This is a genomic window from bacterium 336/3 (assembly GCA_001281695.1).
Taxonomy (GTDB): Bacteria; Bacteroidota; Bacteroidia; order Cytophagales; family Thermonemataceae; genus Raineya.
In genome coordinates, this window is sequence record LJIE01000008.1 from 1 (window position 1) to 19867 (window position 19867).

Genomic DNA, 19867 nt, shown 5'->3' on the forward strand with positions numbered 1-19867 from the left:
AAAAAAGACAGCGTATCAGTCGAAAAAACAGAAATTATCCGTCAAAACTTTGGCTTAGAAAACCTCCTTTTTAGAAGATTAAATCTTTAAATTAGGCTTATAAAACTCTTTTTTACAAGTAAACTTATCCTAAAAAAGACATTTTATCAGTCAAAAACAAAAATATTTACCTGTATAAATACCAGATTTACAAATCATTATAAACGAAAAAACACATTTTATAAGTCAAAATGTGTTTCAAATATTTATTAGTTCTCTAATAATTCTTTAATTTTCACTAATTTCTCTGTTGTAGTTTTAGATAATAGAGATTTTATTTCTTCAATTAATCTTTGATTTTTATCTTCAGAATTCGCCTGCTTATTTTTTTGTTTTGTATCAATTTTTTCTGTTAAACTTTTAATCTTTTTGCTATCTTTCTTCTTGATAGCATCTCTCATTTCTGAAACAATAGATTCATCTTTTTTTAATTTCGCAAACTCCTGAATAGTTTTAGAAGGTATGGAAACTTCTTTACTCAATATAGCATCTTTAATCTCTGTATTCTTTTCAGAAAGCACATTTATTCCTTCTGCAAATTTCTCATCATTACGAATGGTCTTCTCTGAAACTTTATTCTGTTTCGCTAATTTTTCTGCTGTTTTCTGAGGTGTGGTAATATTTTCCACCCCACTTGTGTATTGATTTTCACCAACTTTTTTTTTTTCCTGCTTGTATTGTAAACCTCTCAGATATGATTTTTGTAATTCTGTTAGGTTTCTTCTTCCCAACTGATTATTAATCATCCAATCTTTTACAGCATCAATATTAGAAAAGTCCTTAAAACTTGTTTTATAAGTTAGATTGTTTTTTTTACATATTGAATAACGATTGTGCCCATCTACCAATATAGTTTTTCCTTCATGTTCCCATAATTGCAGAGGTTCTTTGCATCCTTCTGCTATAATATTGGTTTCAAGTTGTTTGTACTCTTCTGTGGTAAGGGGTGGAATAAGAGCCTTTAATTCTTCGAGAATTGTAATTTCTATCTCTTGATTTGCCTTCTGGACACTCGCCACAATGCCTTTAAAGTTTTTCTTGCTCATAATAATTCTTTTGCTAAGTTTAAGTAGTCTTCTGAAGCCTTAGATTCTGCTGCATAAGCAAACACATCTTTTTGCAAAGCAGATGCCTCTTGAAAAGTAACTGTTTGACGAATATTCGTTTCAAAAACTCTCTCTCCTGATGCTTCTGCCAAATCTTGAACAAAGTTTTTGGAAATGATTGTGTTATTGGTTTGAGTAGCTAAAATACCTGTTATCTTGATATTAATACCCAAATCTTCTTGAAGAGTAGTAATCAGTGTTTTGATGGTTTTCAATCCTAAAACACTGAAATATTGTGGTTGCATCACTATAATTACTTCAGAGCATGCCATCAGAGCATTGGTTGTTAGAATTCCTAAACTTGGGGGACAATCTATCAAAACGAAATCAAAATCTTTAACTTTAGATAAAGCTTTTTTTAGTTTGTGTGTTCCTGTAACATTGGTTTGAATTTTAAATTCTACCTCAGAGAGTTCAAGTGTTGCAGGAACTAAATCTAAGTTCTTATCTATATTTATAACAGATAGAGCATCATTATCTAATAAAGAATTCGCTATACTTTTTTCAGGATTTTCTACACCACATGCAACACTCAAATTGGCTTGTGGGTCAATATCTATTAATAAAACTTTTTTTCCTAGCAAGCTCAAGGCTTTTCCTAGATTATGAGTGGTAGTGGTTTTTCCTACACCACCTTTATGATTAATAATAGCAATAATTCTCATGTTTTTTTATCTTAGACATTTCAAAGATATGAAATATATATCTGAAATAATACTATTAAAGTTGAATATTTATAAAATTTGAGGGGTGGAAATGATTACCACTCCTATTTTTTTCAAAAAACACTTTAAAAATCAAAGTGTCGCAACCTTTATAATAAATAAGCCAAGCATTTTTTCCATCTTTTTTGATTTGCGAGGAACCAGAATCTAATATCGAAGATAAACCTAAACGGTAGATAATCATTATAAGAAAAAATCATTTTAAAATAAAACAACACAATTTTGTGTATTTTATATTATTTTATTATTTGTAGGCTCTATAATTAACTTACAATCAAATTGTTATAAGCTCGAAAAAACACATTTTATAAGCGAAAAAACACATTTTATAAGTCAAAAAACACATTTTATAAGCGAAAAAACACATTTTATAAGTCTAAAAAACACATTTTATAAGTGAAAAAAAACATTGAAAAAGATTTGTGTTTTTTAAATGTGTTTTTTAATTTTAATCAAAAATAAAAGTATGAATAATTATTTACAAATATCGGAAAATAAAGAGATTAGGCAATCAAATATTTTGACAGAGGCTCGTATAGAGCTAAGTGCTTGTCAATTAAATATTCTATTTTATCTCATATCTATCTTAAAACCTGGAATTCTGAAATATACTATCAATGCCAGAGAATTGATGGAACTTTCAGAAACAGAATGGAATTATCAACAATTAAGAGAATCGACAGGAGAGATGGTATCTAAACTTTATGAATATAAGAAACCTAATGGAAATTTGCTTCAAATAACTGTATTTGCCAGTTGTGAATACATATCTGGGCAGGGAATTATAGAAATTGAATTATCAGAGAAAATAGTACCTTTTTTATTTGATTTGAGAGAACAATTCACATCTTTTAGGTTGTTAGCCTCATTAAATATGTCATCTAAATATGCTAAAAGACTTTATATGATGCTTTCACAATGGAAAGATTTAGGAGAATGGAAAACTACCATACAAGAACTTAAGTCTCGTTTAAAACTCATAGACCCCACAGGAAAAGAGCCTGAACAATATAAGCAAATTGTGCAGTTCAAAGATAGAGTTTTAGAACCTGCTATTGCACAAATCAATCAGCATACAGAATTAAAAGTGAGCTACAAAATGTCTAAAAAGGGGCGTTCATTTAAGAATATAGAATTTCATATAGATTTGCAAAAACCAAAACAAATACCAAGTATTGATTTTGAGCAAGATTTACAGGAACAAAGATGTGCAAAAAATATGGAAGAAATAGGCATTAAAAGGCAAGATTTAATTGAAAAAGTGGTAAAAAATGAGAACTTGAGAAAACAAGTATTCAAGTGGTATCATGACTGGAAAATTGGAAAATTAGGAAAAGTCAACAATCCTGCTGGGTTGCTTCTCAAAACTTTAGGTTTGGTATAAACGAAAAAACACATTTTATAAGTGAGATTTTAGAAAAATATTATCGTTAGAATAAATTATTAATCAGTTAGTTATAAGCGAAAAAACACATTTTATAAGTCAAAAACTAGAGATTAAGAGGCTTTATAGACTATAAATCCACAACAGATAAGCAAGATTAGAAAAAATATATCATCATAATAAAATGCTAATCAGTTAGTTACAATCGAAAAAACACATTTTATAAGTCAAAAATTAGAAATTAAGAGGCTTTATAGACTATAAATCCACAACAGATAAGCAAGATTAGAAAAAATATATCATCATAATAAAATGTTAATCAGTTAGTTATAAGCGAAAAAACACATTTTATAAGTCAAAAACTAGAGATTAAGAGGTTTTATAGACTATAAACATACAATAAATAAGCAAGATTAGAAAAAATATATCATCATAATAAAATGCTAATCAGTTAGTTACAATCGAAAAAACACATTTTATAAGTCAAAATATAACTCTGTGGGGCTTTTTCAGACTGTAAAAAAACACAATTTATAAGTAAATTGCAGAGAAAATAAATCTTGTAAATATCTAACAATGAAAAATTTACAATCGAAAAAACACATTTTATAAGTGAAAATAGACATCGTATCTGGATTGTTTCACACCTGATACTTTTTCTTCAAATATTTTTTCACAACTAGCTTGTTTGAGGGCATCAGTTTGAAGGTTGAGGTTTTGGTCTTAAGCGGAAACTCTGACATATCCGATTTTCATGATAATGTATTTAAGGTTTTAAAGGGGTGATATAAATAGAGCCTTTATATTCTCCCATTTTTTCTATTTTTTTCTCTTTTTGTAAAATTTGAATATCTTTTTTGATGGTATGGATAGATACATGCGTAAAATGATTCGCCACATCAGCTAATTTCACAGGCTGACGCTCTTCAATAAAAACTAAAATTTGTTTTTGTCTTTCACTCAAATAAGTAGCTTTTTGTAAAAATTCTTGATATTTTTTATCCAACTTCACCAAAAGAGTATCTAAGGAATTCAAGAAAAATAAAATCCAACTTTTGATATTTTCACTTTCTTGGTAACGATTCTTTTGCCCATCCATCAAAGCTTCATAATATTCTTTTTTTTGTTGTTCAATCTGATTCTCAAATGAAATATAGGTAATAAACTTATAACCCTCTTTGAGTAATAAAAAAGTGGTTAGTAAACGTGACAAACGACCATTTCCATCTTGAAAAGGGTGTATAGATAAGAATTCATAAACAAAAATTGCAATGATTAGTAATGGATGAATATCTTTTTTTGAGAGTTGTTCATTTGTCCATTCAATGAGTTCTTGCATTTCTTTAGCAACCAAGTGTGGAGGAGTGGTTTTAAAAATTACTTTTTTGCCTCTAGCAGGAGAAACAGCAACTACTTCATTAGAAAGATTTTTATAAGTTCCTTTGTGTCTTTGGTCTTTCTGACTGTGTTTGAGCAGTAAATGATGAAATTGTAAAATATTATTTTCTGTAAAATCAATGAAAGGATATTGTTCAAAAATCAATTCTAAAACCTCATAATATCCTACAATTTCTTCTTCATCTCTTGTTTTGAGTTTTGTTATTTTTAAATTTTTGAGTAAAGATTGTACTTCATCATCTGAGAGTATGCAACCTTCTATTCTTGTAGAAGAACCTGTACTTTGAATAGTAGCAATCTTATGAAGTTCTTTGAGAGAACGGTTCTCTTTTTGTCCCAGAATTTCCCAGCCACTCTGAAAAACATCAATTTTAGATATTTTTTTAAGAATAACTTGATTTACATCAAAGTCAAAGTGTAGTTTGTTGAATAAAGACATATTCTAAAGTAGATTTTACAAATATATCTATATTTTATCCATAAATTATCTATAAAAAACAAATTTCTTTTTAAAGTAACTAAAAATTTCAGAAAACTCAACATATCTAAGTAATATAACTAAACAAATAAAATAAACCAGTTTAGTAAACTTTTTTTGTAGAAAAAGGAAGCAGGAGAACAAAGTTTATAAAAACGGGGATATAATCATACCAATCTAAGAGGATTGGAAAAAGTAAATGGTGAGATGGCAATCATGATGACCATTTACAATATGAAACGTGTACTCAATATACTTGGAACAGAAAAATTCTTGGAGAAACTCAAGATTTGGAAGCCAAAGTATCCAAGATTAGCAAAATCAAACAAAAAACGAATGATTGTAAGGCAATCTACTCCATTCATTTTTTGTACTTATAAATTAGTTGCATAAAATTAGAATCGCTCAGAGAGATTTATTTGTAAAAAACGAGCATAATTTTGATAGTTTTCTAAGAAAAATGAGTTTTTTCACAGCCTGACGTTTTGCGGCTTGACGCAGGGATTAGATGCACAAATGTTGAATTTACTACTACTACCCCATTGCATTCAAACTCTTGTTAGCTGATGTTTTATTTCCATCTTCCAATGATTTCTTTTTTGGTTATGGGGTTATGGTCTCCTCTTGGGTCAATTGCAGTATTTTCCTTTGTTTCTACTAAAATAGGTGTTCCTTTTACTTTTATACATAGGTCAATATTATTGTCATTGTCATCAAGGTCTGCAATATGAAACGGATGAACTTTAAGAGTATCTGAATTTTGAATTAAAGTAATGGTAAAAGATGTAAGTTCTTTTTCTCCTAATTCCTTTCCATTCGTTGCTCTTATACCACCTGCCCAAACTGTTCTTACCACTGTTTCTGTTTCAGTTTTTGGACAATCACAACCTCGACCTTTTTCACTATAAGGATAATCTTGGTCAAATGAAAAATATTCAGCATAACTTATAAAAGGACCATCTTTTAAAGGTGTAACTTTGATTTTTTGACCTTTTAAATTTTGTCCATCTCTTGTTTTTAAATCACTTATAATTTCAACTTCTTTAGGTTTGTTATCTGGTGCATTTCCAAACTCACCAATTAATAAAATTGTTCTTAATTCAAATGCTTCAATTGCTGGTTTAAATGTTGCAAATGCTACATTTAACTTATCCCCTTTTTGAGTTGTTATTTGAAATACATTTGAGTTTAAAGTAGCAGGGTCTATTTCGTGTGAAAAAACCAAAGGCATTCCGTCTTTTCCTGGTGCTTTATTCCATATACCCATTGATTTTTGAGGCATTGCATTATCTAATCCAAAAAAAGCAGAAAGTAATACTGCTTTCCTTGTTTTATTGATTTCTGGATTTTCTTTTGATAAAATATAATTGGGAAGTTGTTTGCAACCAAGGATTAAAAATAAAAGTATAATTAAACTTTTTTTCATTTATTTCTATCTTTTGCCAATAAATTTCTTACTTGGGCATTGATTTGGCGATGTTCTTGGAATTCAATATTTCTTTGTCAAGCATCATAACTCTTTTTATAACACTTGCTCATTTTTCATACCAAAATATATAATTTATGACGATTCTTCTTCAACTAACTAAAAACTATAACTTTTTTAGTTAGTTTGTATGTATTTAAGGATTATTCTAATTTAAAATCTGCTAATTCGTAGTTTACACTTCTTCCTCCCTCATCAGTTTGTTGTAAAATTCCTTTCTCTATTAAATCTTTGATGTCTCTTAAAGCAGTATCATTAGATGTTTTGGTGATTTTTGCCCATTTTGAAGTCTTTAATTTACCTTCAAACCCATCAAAAAGTTTGTTGAGCATCAAACGTTGGCGTTCATTAATGGGTGTATGTTCATATAATTTCCAGAACTCCGCTTTTTGTAATATTTTTTGTGTGGTGCTTTCAGTAGCAAGCATAGCATTCTTCAAGCAATGTAAAAACCACTCAATCCACTCAGTAATATTACCCTTACTATGTTGTACTTTTTGTAATATCTCATAATACTGTTTTCGTTCTAATAAAATTTGACTGGACATACTGTAAAAACGTTCCCCACTACCTTCAGCACGAGCAAGTAGCATATCTGTAATAGCTCGACCTATTCGACCATTGCCATCATCAAAAGGGTGAATAATAATAAACCAGAAATGAGCAATAGCAGCCTTCAAAACAGGGTCAAGTTGATGATGATTATTAAACCAGTCCAAGAACTGATCCATTTCTTTTTTCACCACTTCAGGTTTTACAGCCTCATAATGTATTTTTTCTTTGCCCATAGCACCAGAAACCACTTGCATTTCACCTGTACGATATACCCCCACTTCAATTTTATAAGGTCCACTATATCCAGTAGGGAAAAGAGCTGCATGCCAACCAAATAAACGTTCTTGAGTTAATGGTAGTTCATAACGTTGAGTAGCATCAAGCATCATTTCTACTACACCTTCTATATGACGGCTACTTGGCACAAGTCCTGCTGTATTGATACCCAAACGTCTTGCAATAGAGGAACGAACTTGGTCATAATTAAGTAATTCACCTTCTATTTCTGATGATTTTACTATATCTAAGGTTAAAGCTTTTAGTGTTGCTTCTTCTTTGGCAGAAAACCCTAAAGCATTCATCTGTCCAATAATTTTACCCTGCATTAACCGAACTTCACCAAATATAGCATTGATGGCTTTGTCATTCCAAGTAAAATCTGTCCAGTTTTTATGTTCATAAATATATTTTATCATTACTAAATCTGTTATGCGGTAAATATATTGATTATTCACCGTAAATTTGCGGTATTTATATTATTTTTTCACCGCAGAAATGATATAAACTATATTTTGCTTTGAAAATGCTTATTATTCCTAAAATAAGATAATATTTAATAGACTATAATAAAAATACATCAAATTAATCAAATTTTAAGCTCAAGAAATTGCACTTTTTTTGGACTACTTTTTCATCTATAAAAAATACAATCCTTTTAAAAGGGCTGAATAGAAAGGCATTTTTCTCAATTTTACTATTTACCATGCTTAAGTCTAAGTTGTGTAACATTTTGTTAGGCGTTTATGCATCATTTGCTTTTTTGATTATAGGGAACATATCCTTGCCATTTCCAAGGAATACAGGTCTCCCCAATCAGGGTTTCTATGAGTTCCTGAAATACTGTTTCCCCATTTTCACTATTTATTAGAATAATTATAGCAATGCCTTTGTCAATAAAATTAATGTTGTAATTTCTCCAAGAACCACCATTCCCCTCTTTAAAAAATGCTTTGCCATAGGAAGAACATTGAAAAACTCCCCAACCTAAGCCATAAGACAACTCAATAGCATGATTCTCATTTGTTGTTTCAAAAGTAATTGGTGGAAATTGAGTGATTGAATGAATTTTAATTTGAGGTTTTATCATCTCATTAAACCACTTCTTTTGTAATCCTTTTTTTCGCATAATATGTTCAGTAAATCTAGAGTAATCTGCTATAGTAGTTACCAAAGATCCACCAGCCACGCCTTCTGTTCTTTTTCTCTTTCTATCAATTTCTCCGTTATTCAGATGTCCTACAGCTATATTCTCATCTCCAAATGAATTATGCCATACATAACCAGTTCTTGTCATTCCAATCGGCTTAAACACATGTTCAATTGCCAATTCATCAATTGTTTTTTTCGTAATCTCCTCTATTACTAATTGTAAAAGCTTAAAACCTTCACCTGAGTATGCATATTTTTCTCCTGGTGTAAAATAAATTTTCATTACTCCAAGTGTATCTTGAACGCCTGTTGTTGGATGAAACCATCTAACATTTGGAAGTCCTGTTGTATGGCTTAAACACATTTTTGCAGTAAATAATTTCCAGCGGTCGTCTGATTTTAGGTCTGAAAAATAATCATACTCATAGAGAGGTTTATGTAAATATTTATAGAGTGGCTTATCTAAATCTAAAATTTTCTGTTGCACTAGTTTCATTACAAGGTAGCCAAATACAGCCTTGCTTAAAGAAGCTCCATACATTATTGAAGCTGTATCCAAGAGTTCATTTTGGGGCTTGTTTCTATAGCCATATGATTTGACGAAAACAGTTTTCTTATCGTTTATAATCGACAAGCTAAGTCCCTGAATTTTTGCAGTATCCATAAGGCGTTTAACTCTCTTATCAATTTCATCAAATGAGACTTTTTTGTTATCTAATCTTTTAATTTGATTGGTTTGTCCAAATGTCAAATTGAAAGTAAGTAACAATCCAAGTAAGATTTTTAATTCCATATTTTTGTTTGTTATTAGTTTTCCATTTCGTTAGCATAACACTGAAAGAGATAGAGCACAAAACTCGAAGTTTGCACATCACCCACCTAACGCAAAACTGATGTGCTTGTTACACAACTCAAATATAGGATAAAAGAATGTAAAAATCTAGTCTTATAAAAACGCTGTTAGTCATTGTGTAAATATTTAATATTCATTGTATTTACCTATGCAAAAAGATCAAGAAATACAATCAAGAATGTCTATCAAGTTTCATTGGAGTCGTTAGTACCTTCAGATAACTTAGCTGAAATTTTGACCCAGACCATATGGCCAATTTATCTTAGGTAGGGATGAAATTGGATCAAATCACACAGATATAGGTTATGATAGTGGAGAAGCTTTGCAGTTTTGTGAGTAGCATGACATAAATGCTTATATTCCAAACTTTGGACAATACAAGCCAAACGTGAAGGTTTTATATACAATCCAGTAAAAAACCAATATGAATGCCAAAAAGAAGGAGGCAACAAAACTATTTTGAGCTATAAAGGAATCAATAGTGAGTTCATGTCAAATAGATAGATACACTTGAAAAAAACACGTTAAAAGGGCTGAATAGAAACGGAATTTTTCTGAATTTTACTATTTGCCATGCTTAAGTCTGAGTTGTGCAATAGTTACTATTATTAAGTTATTACTATTTTATTTTTAAACATTTTGTAAAAGAATAAGACTAAAGCTAAAAAGCCTATTGCACCTATAAGTACAAGAATTGAATTCATTATCGAGTCATCTTTTTTTTTAAATGAGTCATTAAAGTACTTGCTAGGTTTTAAGTACATTTTACTATTTGGGTAATCTATTATGAAGTTAAATTTTGATTGTAGGCCGATACCAATTACACCATCTTCAAATTCCGACTCTGCATTAGATTCGGCTGCCAACAAAGTAGGGACATTTTCTATTTTATAACTTGCAATTGTAACCTCTGGAACTTCCAATATTTTCGCATCAATAATCCTATTTTCACTTGATGCAATTCCTGCTTTACCAATTACTTTCATTGTATTATTTAGCTTTTCCTTTTTTGCAAATCTTGAATCAAAAGTCAAAGCATTGTCTGCTCCTGTGTCAAAAAAATACCACCCATTACTTCTATTTTTTCCATTGTTAATTGTAATAGGAATATATAAACCTCCTGTTGTTTGTTTAAATTCAATTTGTGAATACGAAGTGATTTTTTTAGGAAGTTTATTATGTATCAATAAAAGTTTGTTGTCGAAATCAATTTCTAAAATTTTGTTTTGGAATACATTAAATCCAATCAATGCACCTCCATTCCCAAGAAATCCTGCTTCGTCAATATAACATATTGGGATATTGGCAATATTCAAATTACCTAATTGAAGATTATTATTGCTACTTGTTTTTTCAGTAGAAAGCCCTGTAACACTCTCATCTTCCATTATGCCGTCGAGAGTCAATTTATTCAGTTTGTCAAAATTCTTCCCAATTACATAAACTACCCTAGCTCCTAAATCAAAGCAAAAGTCCATTTTTGAGCTATTATTTATGCTTCCTTTAATAATTATTTGCTTGTTTTTATTTAATGTGAATGGTAGTGTGTCTGTTTCATTATGATTATTTTTCTGCTTTACATATTGATGATTTTTGGTAGTTAAAATCACTGTGCAAGTATCAGATTTATTCAAAAGCACTTTAAACTGATAATTAGATTCTTCTTCTACATTTATGGAAATAGAATCAACATCTGTGAAGAAAGTAATTTGCCTCTTTTTGCAATTTTTAGCTAAATGATAAAAAATGGGTGATTGGGATTTTATTAGATGATTCCAATACTTAGTTTTCCCCTCCCAACCATCTTTAATAGTTACTTTAGGTGAATTGGCCCTTAATAACTTTGATTTTTCTTGAGCAAAAGTCGAACCAATAAAGCAAAAAAGAAATGATGAAAAAATTAAAAATGTCGATTTCATTTTTTAAGTTCAAATTAAATTTAATATTTTTTGTTTATTTACCTTTGGTCTGAGTATAGTTCTAAAATTGCTGCTAACATCCTCAAGTTTTATAGCTATTGCAGACTAATCCGAAACTTTTTGCACAGACCTCAAAAACATAAAACAAACTTTAAAATAAGATCTAAACCCATAATTGCGTAAAACCTGTGTTAGTGGTTCTTATACTTTTTATTAGTCTTTTACAAACTTTAATATGCAATTTTGGGAGGTATTAAATTCCATTTTTTGTAGTAAAAGAGCTGATTATAAATAGTGCAAAACTGATGATTAGTAGTTTTTTCATTTTATATTTTACGCTAATTTTAATGCAAACTAATAACACGTGTTATTTTCCAATTATCAGTTTTGTTTTCCCAAATGATCATAAATCGGCCAACTTTTGAAGGTGTGCCAACTGGTTCTTGATTATTATGAAATTTGTGTAAACCAATTTCAATTGCTCCAAAATCTTTTATAGGATATACTTCTATACTACCTTTCACAAGTTCTCTTGTTAATTTTCCACAAATATTTTTTTTAGTAGCGTTGATAATATCTTGTTTTGAAGTCATCAAACCGCCTTGGTCGTGATAAAATTCTATATTTTCAGAAAAAAAAGAGCCATACTTATCAAGATTGGTAGTGCAAGTGTTGTAAGCATTAAAGAAAAGACTATCTAATTTTACAATTTTTTCATAGAGTTGCTGGTCATCTGGTTTATAGTTTTTTGTTATTGGATAGGTCATATTTTTTGTGATGCTACAAGAACTCAAAAACATAGCAAAAATTGGAAAAAGCAGTAAAGCATATCTGATAGATTTCATAAGATTTTTAATTTGAGTTTATAGTTTTATTTTTTTTTCTTTTATAGAGAAAAAATCCAAATAATAAAAGAACTAATACTATTGAACCTCCTATAATTGAATACATTACGATTTCATCTTTTTTTTTAAAACTCACATTCATTAAATTATTTGGTTTTAAATAAATTGTTGCATTTGGGTAATCAATAATGATATTGAACCTTTTGAGTATATTATTACCTATAATTCCTGCTTCGCCATAAAAGCTTTTATCTGAGCTTGAAATATGAATAGGAACTTTTGGGACAGAAAAGCCAAATAGTTTCAACATTGGTAATTCAACAATTTCATTTTGATAAAATCCTTTTCCATTCCCTGTCGCATTACTTTTTCCTAAATTTTTCATTGTTCCATATAGCTGGTTATTTTTGGCATAGTCTCCTCCAACTGCAACTGTTAAACTTCCCCCTGTATCAAATAAATACCAACCTGTAAAATCGTTATTACCATTGTTTAAGGTCGCTTCTATAAAGGTTCCACTCAAATCATGTCTTATTTTTTGTTTTGAATAACCTGCAATATTTGATGACATTTCATTATGGATAATCAGAAGGCTTTTTTCATAATCGATTTCTACAACTTTATCTTCAAAAATATTGTAACCTATTACCCCATCAGTATTTATTGATCCTTTGTAATCAATGTATGTAAATGGGAGATTTTTCCAATTCAATGATGAAACTTGCAAAAGGTTTGAACTACTAGTTTGATCAATTGTAAACCCTGATGTACCTTCGCCATCAGATTGCCCATCTAATTTTATTTTTGCAATTTTTTGTCCTCTTTCATTTAATACACAAGTTCCAGCACCTGTATCAAAAATAAAATCTAAAGTTTCTGAATTATTCACTTTGCCTTTTATGTGAATGTAATGGTCCTTGCCAAGGGTAAATGGAATAGTATCGCTTGTTATTTTACAATTTTTACAGTCTTTGTAATACGATGGAATGATAGTTGAAATTTGAGCATAACAAGTGTCTCTTGAATTTAAAAGGACCTGAAAATCATACTTGTTGTTGGGATTTACATCAAATGAAATACTATCAACATCAGTATAGAAAGTTACTTTTCTGTTTTGATTGATTTTTGCAATGTGATACACAACTGGTTTTACATCTTTTTGTAAATATTCCCACCATTTAGTTATTGGATTATTTCCATCTTTTATAGAAACTCTTTGAGAATTTGCTTTAATTATTTTTATATTTTGTTGTGCTAAACTTAAATTAATTGAGAATAAGAGGAGAGAGAGAACGATTGTGATTGATGATTTCATTTTGATTGATTTTTTGATTAATAATAACAAAGGTTATCAATCAATCTGAAATCTACTTGTACAAATGTAAACCTTTACAAAAAAATCCAATTTATCTGACTATTCTCTATTTGAGAAAGTTTTGAAAAAAATATTTTTGGAGAATATCCTGTTAAAGATTTAAAATCTCTTGCCATGTGAGATTGATCAAAATATTCAACCATGTATGCAATATCTATAAGCTGTTCATTACTTGCATTTTTTGTAAACATTTTTATGGCTGTTCTAAACCGCTCTATTTTTAGAAATTGACTTGGACTAGTGCCAATATGTAGTAAAAATTGTTTGTGTATTGTTACTCTTGATACTGCAAAATGTTTTGTTAATTCTACAATATTGATTTTAGAATTTTCTTCATTTGTTATTTTTTCCAATGCTTTATGTAGAAAAGGGTGTTTAAAGTCAATACATTTTGAAACAAAATAGCTTTCTAGGAAATCAATTTTAGCAATATCATCTTTGATTTTAAAAATCTCATTTATTGTCATAATATAATCATCAAAAGGATTAAAATTTGAAATTGTGTTTATTATATAGTTTGACAACGGTTTCTCTAAAAAAGCATTAATTCCTAGTGGTTTAAAGTAAATAGTTATTTCGTTAGTGTTGCCTCTATAAGTTGTAGATCCTTGTTTTTGATTATCAATTATTAAAATCGATTTTATTCCTTCATTTGGATGATTTTCTATAGTTAAATCATTTCCATTAATTACTATTTTAGCATCTTGACATAAAGTTAGAAAAATTGTGTTTGAAGGAAACCCAAAATATGTTATATCATGATCATTATCATTTCTTTGTAATGAATAAAAACATTCAATATGATTTTGTAAAATTTCGCTTTTAGGTTTATAAATTTTTATTTTCAAATGACCTGAAGGTTAAATTTTTTGATTATGTAATACAATGACTAAAGTTTCGGGCTTTGCGTTTGGCGGTTATTAATAAAGTTGAGTTTCATGCTTGTATGTAGGCTCGTCTGCCACAAAAACCCTTGTATATGTTGCACAACTCAAATATAAGAGAAAAGAGAGCAAAAATCAAATTCTATAAAAAACGGTTAGCTATTGTGTAAATATTCAATATTCATTATATTTACCTATGAAAGGATATTAAGAAATACAGCCTAAAATGTTCTATCAAGTGTCATGAGAGTCTTTAATACCCACCTTTTTATGAAGTATTTAATTAGGAATTTTCTGGAGTATATACTTTTATCCATTTTTGAGGTAATAAATCCCCTCCCAATGTTGCAAGGAATACTTGATCTCCTGTCTCAGTAGCTTCAATCATATGCAACATACCTGTTGAAGTGCCTTTTGGCAGTTCAATATTCCATTGAAACTCTGTAAGACAACCTGATGGCACAGGCAAACCATCATCTGCAACCTCAAAAACCTTTACAGTACCTCCAGTTGGAGAACTTGTTGGGCTTGTACTTACATATAAATGTCTAATATTACTTACAGGGTCTTTTCTAAGACAAACTCCATATACTCCATCCAAACCAAAACATTTTAATTCTTGAATAAAGGTCCCATCTGTACTAATTATCTGTACTCGGTTATTGAGGGCATCACCAACCCAAACTCTGTTTAAATCATCTATGTCAATCGAATGAGGAAGATTAAATTCCTTTGGACCAGAACCAGGTTGGTTATTCGTTGCTGACCATACTTGCACTACTTCCTGAGTTTCTGGATTTATTTGGAGTACTCGATTATTTAAACCATTAATATCACCATCTGTAACCCAAAGAAAACCATTAGAATCAAAGGCAATATCTGTTACTTTATCAAATTGTACTGGATTAATACCAGTACCTTGCGTATTTTCGCCACATTGCCCTATACTACCAAGATAATTGCCATACATATCAAATTGTTTCAAACAATATCCACATAGATTTCCTGTCATAGATGGTGAAGCCATGTCTGTAATCCAAACATCATAACTGCCATTTTGATGTACACGAAAGGTTAAAGAATGTGGACATGCTAATAAATTAGAATTCCAATCTCTTAGATGATTACCATTTAGATCCCAAACAGAAACACATGGAAGCCCACGTTGTAGAAAATAAATTTCATCTCTATTGGGTGATAATGTGACCCAACTCACATTACTAAAATCAAATCCAGAGTTTATAGGAAAGGTAATATCTTGAATATATGTAACCATTTTTTTTACTTTTTAAATAGTTTATGCAAATGGAGAAAAAAATTCTAATAAAATTTCTAGTGGTACAATAGTATTTCTTATTATCTATTGAGTTCTGAAGTTACTATTACAACTATTTCATAAATTTAAAAAGAAGCCCTTATTGTTTTTCTTAAATAATAAAGGCTTCAAAATCATTTCTTAATTAAATTCAACCTGTATTTGAATATTTATTGAGCCTTCATTATCAGTAAATCCAGGTCCATATATCCCATTCAAATCGTCATTGATACATAGTTCTAATTCTCCGTTTAGTCCAGATGGAGTAGTAGTTCCCATTCCTATAAAAAAAACAGTATCTCCAATTCTCCCAATAAGAGAGCCTTCATTTTCATTAGGCATTGTATATCCTGGTTTAGCATTAATATATATAGGATTGCCTGCTGCATTGTATAATTGACCATCATTATCATTAGGATTTGCAGTCCATAATCCATCTAAATAAGTTATAGTAGCCTTTGTATTTGGATTCATGGTGATACCAGTTCCTTGCCATTTTACATTCGCTTTTATATTAAAATCACAGGGAGGAACCGCAAAATTACATGGCTCAATAGGGATTGAAAATTCCTCATAATCAAAATAATCTGCCAATGCCAGACTAGTCCCTACTCCTACACCAGATTGTGATTGCATAAATGTTACAGGACGACTTTTTGATCCACTTGCATTGAGTGGGCTATACCAAGTCCATAGGTATGTTGAATCAGGATAATTTTGTCCTGAAGGCGGAAATAATACTGATATAATAGTTACAATATTGTTTGGGCAAAGTGCAGGGTTATTTACAATAGTAGTTTGAATAGTCCCTTGTTCTACGGGTATCTGAGCCCAATTTGGGGGTTCTTGTGGAAAAGGGAAATTACCAAATCCTATACACTCTGTTATTTCATCTCCTACATAATTAATTAAAAATCCAGCATCACTGTTTGGTGGAGGAATTATACCTTCAGGAACTGCTCCAGTTAACAATGCCACTTGAGATGTAAATGGATTACTTGGATTGTAAGTATATTTCATCAAAGTATTTTGACTACGGTCTGATGAAAACTGGTATTCATTGTCGGGTTTCCAAACGTACAAAACTCTTGTTGGAAGTGGGTTAAATTTTTCATTAACTGGTGTCATAAAGACCGTCATCCCAAAATTTGTATTCCATTCAAAAATTTCATAATTATTAGAGTTACCAAAACTAAGTCCAGATATGACAGGATAATCTAAAGAAGAACTCAGTGGGTTGCTTTCTAATGCTTCAAACATTGGTAAATAGGTAAAGGAGAACATCTGAAACAACGCAAGTTGATTTGTATCTCCCATAATAGGAGTAGTGGGTCCTTGCCCAAACATTAGACGTGCAGGAAATCTTGTCTCACTATCAAACCACATCCAAGTAGCTGGTGGTGGATTGATATCACCAACAGGAATTTTCCACCATTCAACTTTTTGGATTTCCATCCAATTCAAATAGCTAATACCTGCACATACTGCATTTCCACTTTTATTTCCAAACCAGTTAGTGGTAGGTAATGCCCATCCCATATCTACTGGAGAATAATTAACACCATCTGTAGATACAGTTGTTTCTGTTGGAGTAATTTTATACCACCATTTCCTTCCTGAAGTTCCAACTAACAAGGCATTTAATCCCATTCCTTCTGCATAGCATATTGAAGCTATACAAATCTCAAAAAAAGGACTCGCAATATCTGTAGGAGAACTGTTGCTTTGGACAGGACTAAAAGGATGAAGTAATGCTGTACATTTCCAATATTGAGGAAGCGTAGGTTGAGAACCTGTAAAAGGTTCTAGTTTTGGGTATTGAGCATCACTAATGGGGTCAGTACATGTATTTGAAGTGAATGAGCTATTCATAAATTTAGATTTTTGGTTTACTTATTTTGGAGATGAGTATTAATTTAATATCACAAACTGTTTAGCTTGCAGTTAACTTTTGTAGTATTGCCGAATATGGAATTCTTAATATAAAAGTCTAATTAAAGCCATTCATACTATTTTTGACAATTTCTCGGTGTTATCTAAATGAAATAATTATAGAAACCTTTAGATTAAAATAAGTCTTATTTTTTATAAATATTAGATTTCTATACTTTGTGGAAAATTGAAAATATTTTCAGGATCCCATTTGCGTTTGATAAGTTGTAATTCTGGATAGTTTTCTCCAAAATACCCAAACTGCCAATTTTTATATTCATCATTTACATAATTTTGGTAATAATGATTAGACCATAAACTTTTCATAGACTCTGATTCATAATAATTTCTTAGCCATGAAAATGCTTCATCTTTTTCATTATCTGTCATCCAAAATGAATCTGTAAAAACATCAAAATAAGCATTGCGATGTACAAAAGCAGATGCATCAGATTTTATTTCATTAATTGCACCACCATAAGGTTCCATAGAAACAATATTGTATGGATTGGGGCTAGTTTTAAAGTAATCTACCATCTTTTGATAATCTTCTTTCTTAAGGGCTTTTTCTATATATGCACAACGCTTAGTTTCTTTAATATCATCAGGAATAATACCCTCTACATTATCTAATAAGTGTTGATTAGCCATAGAATAAGTTATCTGTTTTTTCCATAAAGTACCTGCTGGATAGGTTGGCTTTCCTATTTTTAATAAAGGCTCTAAAGCTTTTTTCCCTGCTGTACTATTATCATCTGAGTAAATTCCTCTGATACAAAAATAGGGCTGATTGATTGTATAATGAATTCCATTTTTATCAATTTTACTAATCTCTTTAATAGCTAAAAAACCCAGCAACCCTAAATTTCTATCTTTAAGAGTTTTTGTCATTGTATTTTGCCAAGTAAACAAAACTTCAGCAGCATCTTCAATTGGCCAATTTACTTGTATTGGCCAAACATTTTTTAATTTATATAATTTATACTTCATACTGACAAGTACACCAAAATTACCTCCTGTACCTCCTTTATGTGCCCAAAGTAAATCAGGATTTATATGTTCATTAGCAGTAACCATTTCTCCTTCAGCAGTTACCATTCGTATTTCGATTAGATTATCACAAGCTATACCCCATTTCATGCTGGTATAACCATAACCTCCACCCATCGTATAACCTGCCATTCCTACAGTATCACAACTCCCACCAGGATTATGTAAACCATAAGCATTTAATTCATGATTATATTCCCCCCAGGTAACACCTGAGCCAACTGTGGATGTCATATTAATAGGATCTACAAATATCCCTTTTATGTTGGCAACGTCTATAAGTACACGCCCATCCAATACAGAATACCCAGCCGTATTATGCCCACCAGCCCTTAAACAAATAGGTAAGTTTTCACTTCTACAAAATTTAACAGCTATTGAAACGTCTGCACTACAATTACAATAAATAATAAAAAGCGGATATTTATTGAATGCATTATCACTTTCTAGACGTCCTGTATTATAACTGGCATCAAAAGGTGTTACAACTTGTCCATTGATATTTTGAACTAATTGATTAAATGTCTCAGGGTCAATTTTATGGCTAACTAGGTATTCAACCAATGGTGCTACATTTTTATTTTTTGGCTTATTAGCTTTGTTGGGATTCCCTCCCATCATAAGTTGCCTCAAAGGATGATAAGCTCTTACCTTTTTCATATTATTATATTTTAGTTTTAGTGTTCTCAAGTTTAAGCAATAAAAAACTTCTACACATCAGGGAATCCCTGATTTTTGGATGGCGTAATAAAATAATTTTTTAGGAAGCTTTTTGAGAGTAAATCTTATTTTTAAGAAGAATGGAATATATTTTACTCTAAAAAATGATGTAATATTTTAATTAAAAATTCATAAAACATTAAAATTAAATGTTATAACATTTAATAAATTTTAGAAATTAGGTCAATTTTCTCCAAAAAAATTTCAAGACTGGATAGATTTACAGTCTAAAGAATTGCACGTTTTATTAGACTCATTTTCTCTATAAAAAATTCAGCTCTTTTAAAAGAGCTGAATAGAAAAGCATTTTTTCTAAATTTTACTATTTGCTTGAGTCTAAGTTGTGCAACAGTTAGTGGTTCGTTGTTATTAGGC

General features: G+C 30.2%; 15 protein-coding genes and 1 pseudogene. 2 read left to right on the plus strand and 14 right to left on the minus strand.

The annotated features are described in order from the left end of the window. Positions 1–515: 515 nt before the first annotated feature. From AD998_21650 to AD998_21660, 3 genes and pseudogenes are all read right to left on the minus strand, one after another. A pseudogene (locus AD998_21650) lies at positions 516–1085 on the minus strand (hypothetical protein). Continuing rightward, positions 1082–1810, minus strand: coding sequence for a chromosome partitioning protein (locus AD998_21655; protein ID KOY84294.1), 729 nt, complete (start codon positions 1808–1810; stop codon positions 1082–1084). Before AD998_21655 ends, AD998_21650 begins: the two are co-directional and overlap by 4 nt. Before the next feature lie 55 nt (positions 1811–1865). Continuing rightward, the gene (locus AD998_21660; protein ID KOY84295.1) at positions 1866–2054 is read right to left on the minus strand and encodes a hypothetical protein; all 189 of its coding nucleotides are present in this window, start codon (positions 2052–2054) and stop codon (positions 1866–1868) included. 282 nt (positions 2055–2336) lie between these two features. On the opposite strand from AD998_21660, the gene AD998_21665 reads away from it, so the two are divergent. Continuing rightward, on the plus strand, positions 2337–3254 hold the full coding sequence (locus AD998_21665; GenBank protein ID KOY84316.1) for a hypothetical protein: 918 nt from the start codon (positions 2337–2339) through the stop codon (positions 3252–3254). A gap of 766 nt (positions 3255–4020) precedes the next feature. Here the strand turns inward: AD998_21665 and AD998_21670 are convergent. Further along, positions 4021–5091, minus strand: coding sequence for a hypothetical protein (locus AD998_21670; GenBank protein ID KOY84296.1), 1071 nt, complete (start codon positions 5089–5091; stop codon positions 4021–4023). A gap of 246 nt (positions 5092–5337) precedes the next feature. Here AD998_21670 and AD998_21675 point away from each other — a divergent pair, with 246 nt between their 5' ends. After that, positions 5338–5523: a hypothetical protein gene (locus AD998_21675; protein KOY84297.1), complete on the plus strand. Its 186-nt coding sequence runs from the start codon at positions 5338–5340 to the stop codon at positions 5521–5523. A 178-nt stretch (positions 5524–5701) separates the two neighbouring features. Here AD998_21675 and AD998_21680 read toward each other — a convergent pair whose 3' ends face one another. The 10 genes from AD998_21680 to AD998_21725 all read right to left on the minus strand — a co-directional run bounded on the left by AD998_21680 (position 5702) and on the right by AD998_21725 (position 19432). Further along, positions 5702–6556 carry a hypothetical protein gene (locus AD998_21680; protein ID KOY84298.1) on the minus strand — a complete coding sequence of 285 codons (855 nt, stop codon included), beginning with the start codon at positions 6554–6556 and terminating at the stop codon, positions 5702–5704. 203 nt (positions 6557–6759) lie between these two features. After that, on the minus strand, positions 6760–7866 hold the full coding sequence (locus tag AD998_21685; GenBank protein ID KOY84299.1) for a cell filamentation protein Fic: 1107 nt from the start codon (positions 7864–7866) through the stop codon (positions 6760–6762). 332 nt (positions 7867–8198) lie between these two features. Then, a complete protein-coding gene (locus AD998_21690; protein ID KOY84300.1) occupies positions 8199–9392 on the minus strand; it encodes a beta-lactamase in 1194 nt (397 codons plus the stop codon). Positions 9393–10060: 668 nt separating this feature from the next. Beyond that, positions 10061–11371, minus strand: a complete 1311-nt coding sequence (locus tag AD998_21695; protein ID KOY84301.1) for a hypothetical protein — start codon at positions 11369–11371, stop codon at positions 10061–10063. A 344-nt stretch (positions 11372–11715) separates the two neighbouring features. Then, positions 11716–12216 (minus strand): hypothetical protein, encoded by a 501-nt coding sequence (locus tag AD998_21700; protein ID KOY84302.1) that lies wholly within the window; start codon positions 12214–12216, stop codon positions 11716–11718. A gap of 7 nt (positions 12217–12223) precedes the next feature. Continuing rightward, positions 12224–13531, minus strand: a complete 1308-nt coding sequence (locus tag AD998_21705; GenBank protein KOY84303.1) for a hypothetical protein — start codon at positions 13529–13531, stop codon at positions 12224–12226. 74 nt (positions 13532–13605) lie between these two features. Then, positions 13606–14439, minus strand: coding sequence for a hypothetical protein (locus tag AD998_21710; protein ID KOY84304.1), 834 nt, complete (start codon positions 14437–14439; stop codon positions 13606–13608). A gap of 319 nt (positions 14440–14758) precedes the next feature. Beyond that, a complete protein-coding gene (locus AD998_21715; protein KOY84305.1) occupies positions 14759–15751 on the minus strand; it encodes a hypothetical protein in 993 nt (330 codons plus the stop codon). Positions 15752–15931: 180 nt separating this feature from the next. After that, complete coding sequence (locus AD998_21720) at positions 15932–17662, minus strand: hypothetical protein (protein KOY84306.1); 1731 nt, start codon at positions 17660–17662, stop codon at positions 15932–15934. A gap of 222 nt (positions 17663–17884) precedes the next feature. Then, the gene (locus tag AD998_21725) at positions 17885–19432 is read right to left on the minus strand and encodes a hypothetical protein (protein ID KOY84307.1); all 1548 of its coding nucleotides are present in this window, start codon (positions 19430–19432) and stop codon (positions 17885–17887) included. Positions 19433–19867 lie beyond the last annotated feature (435 nt).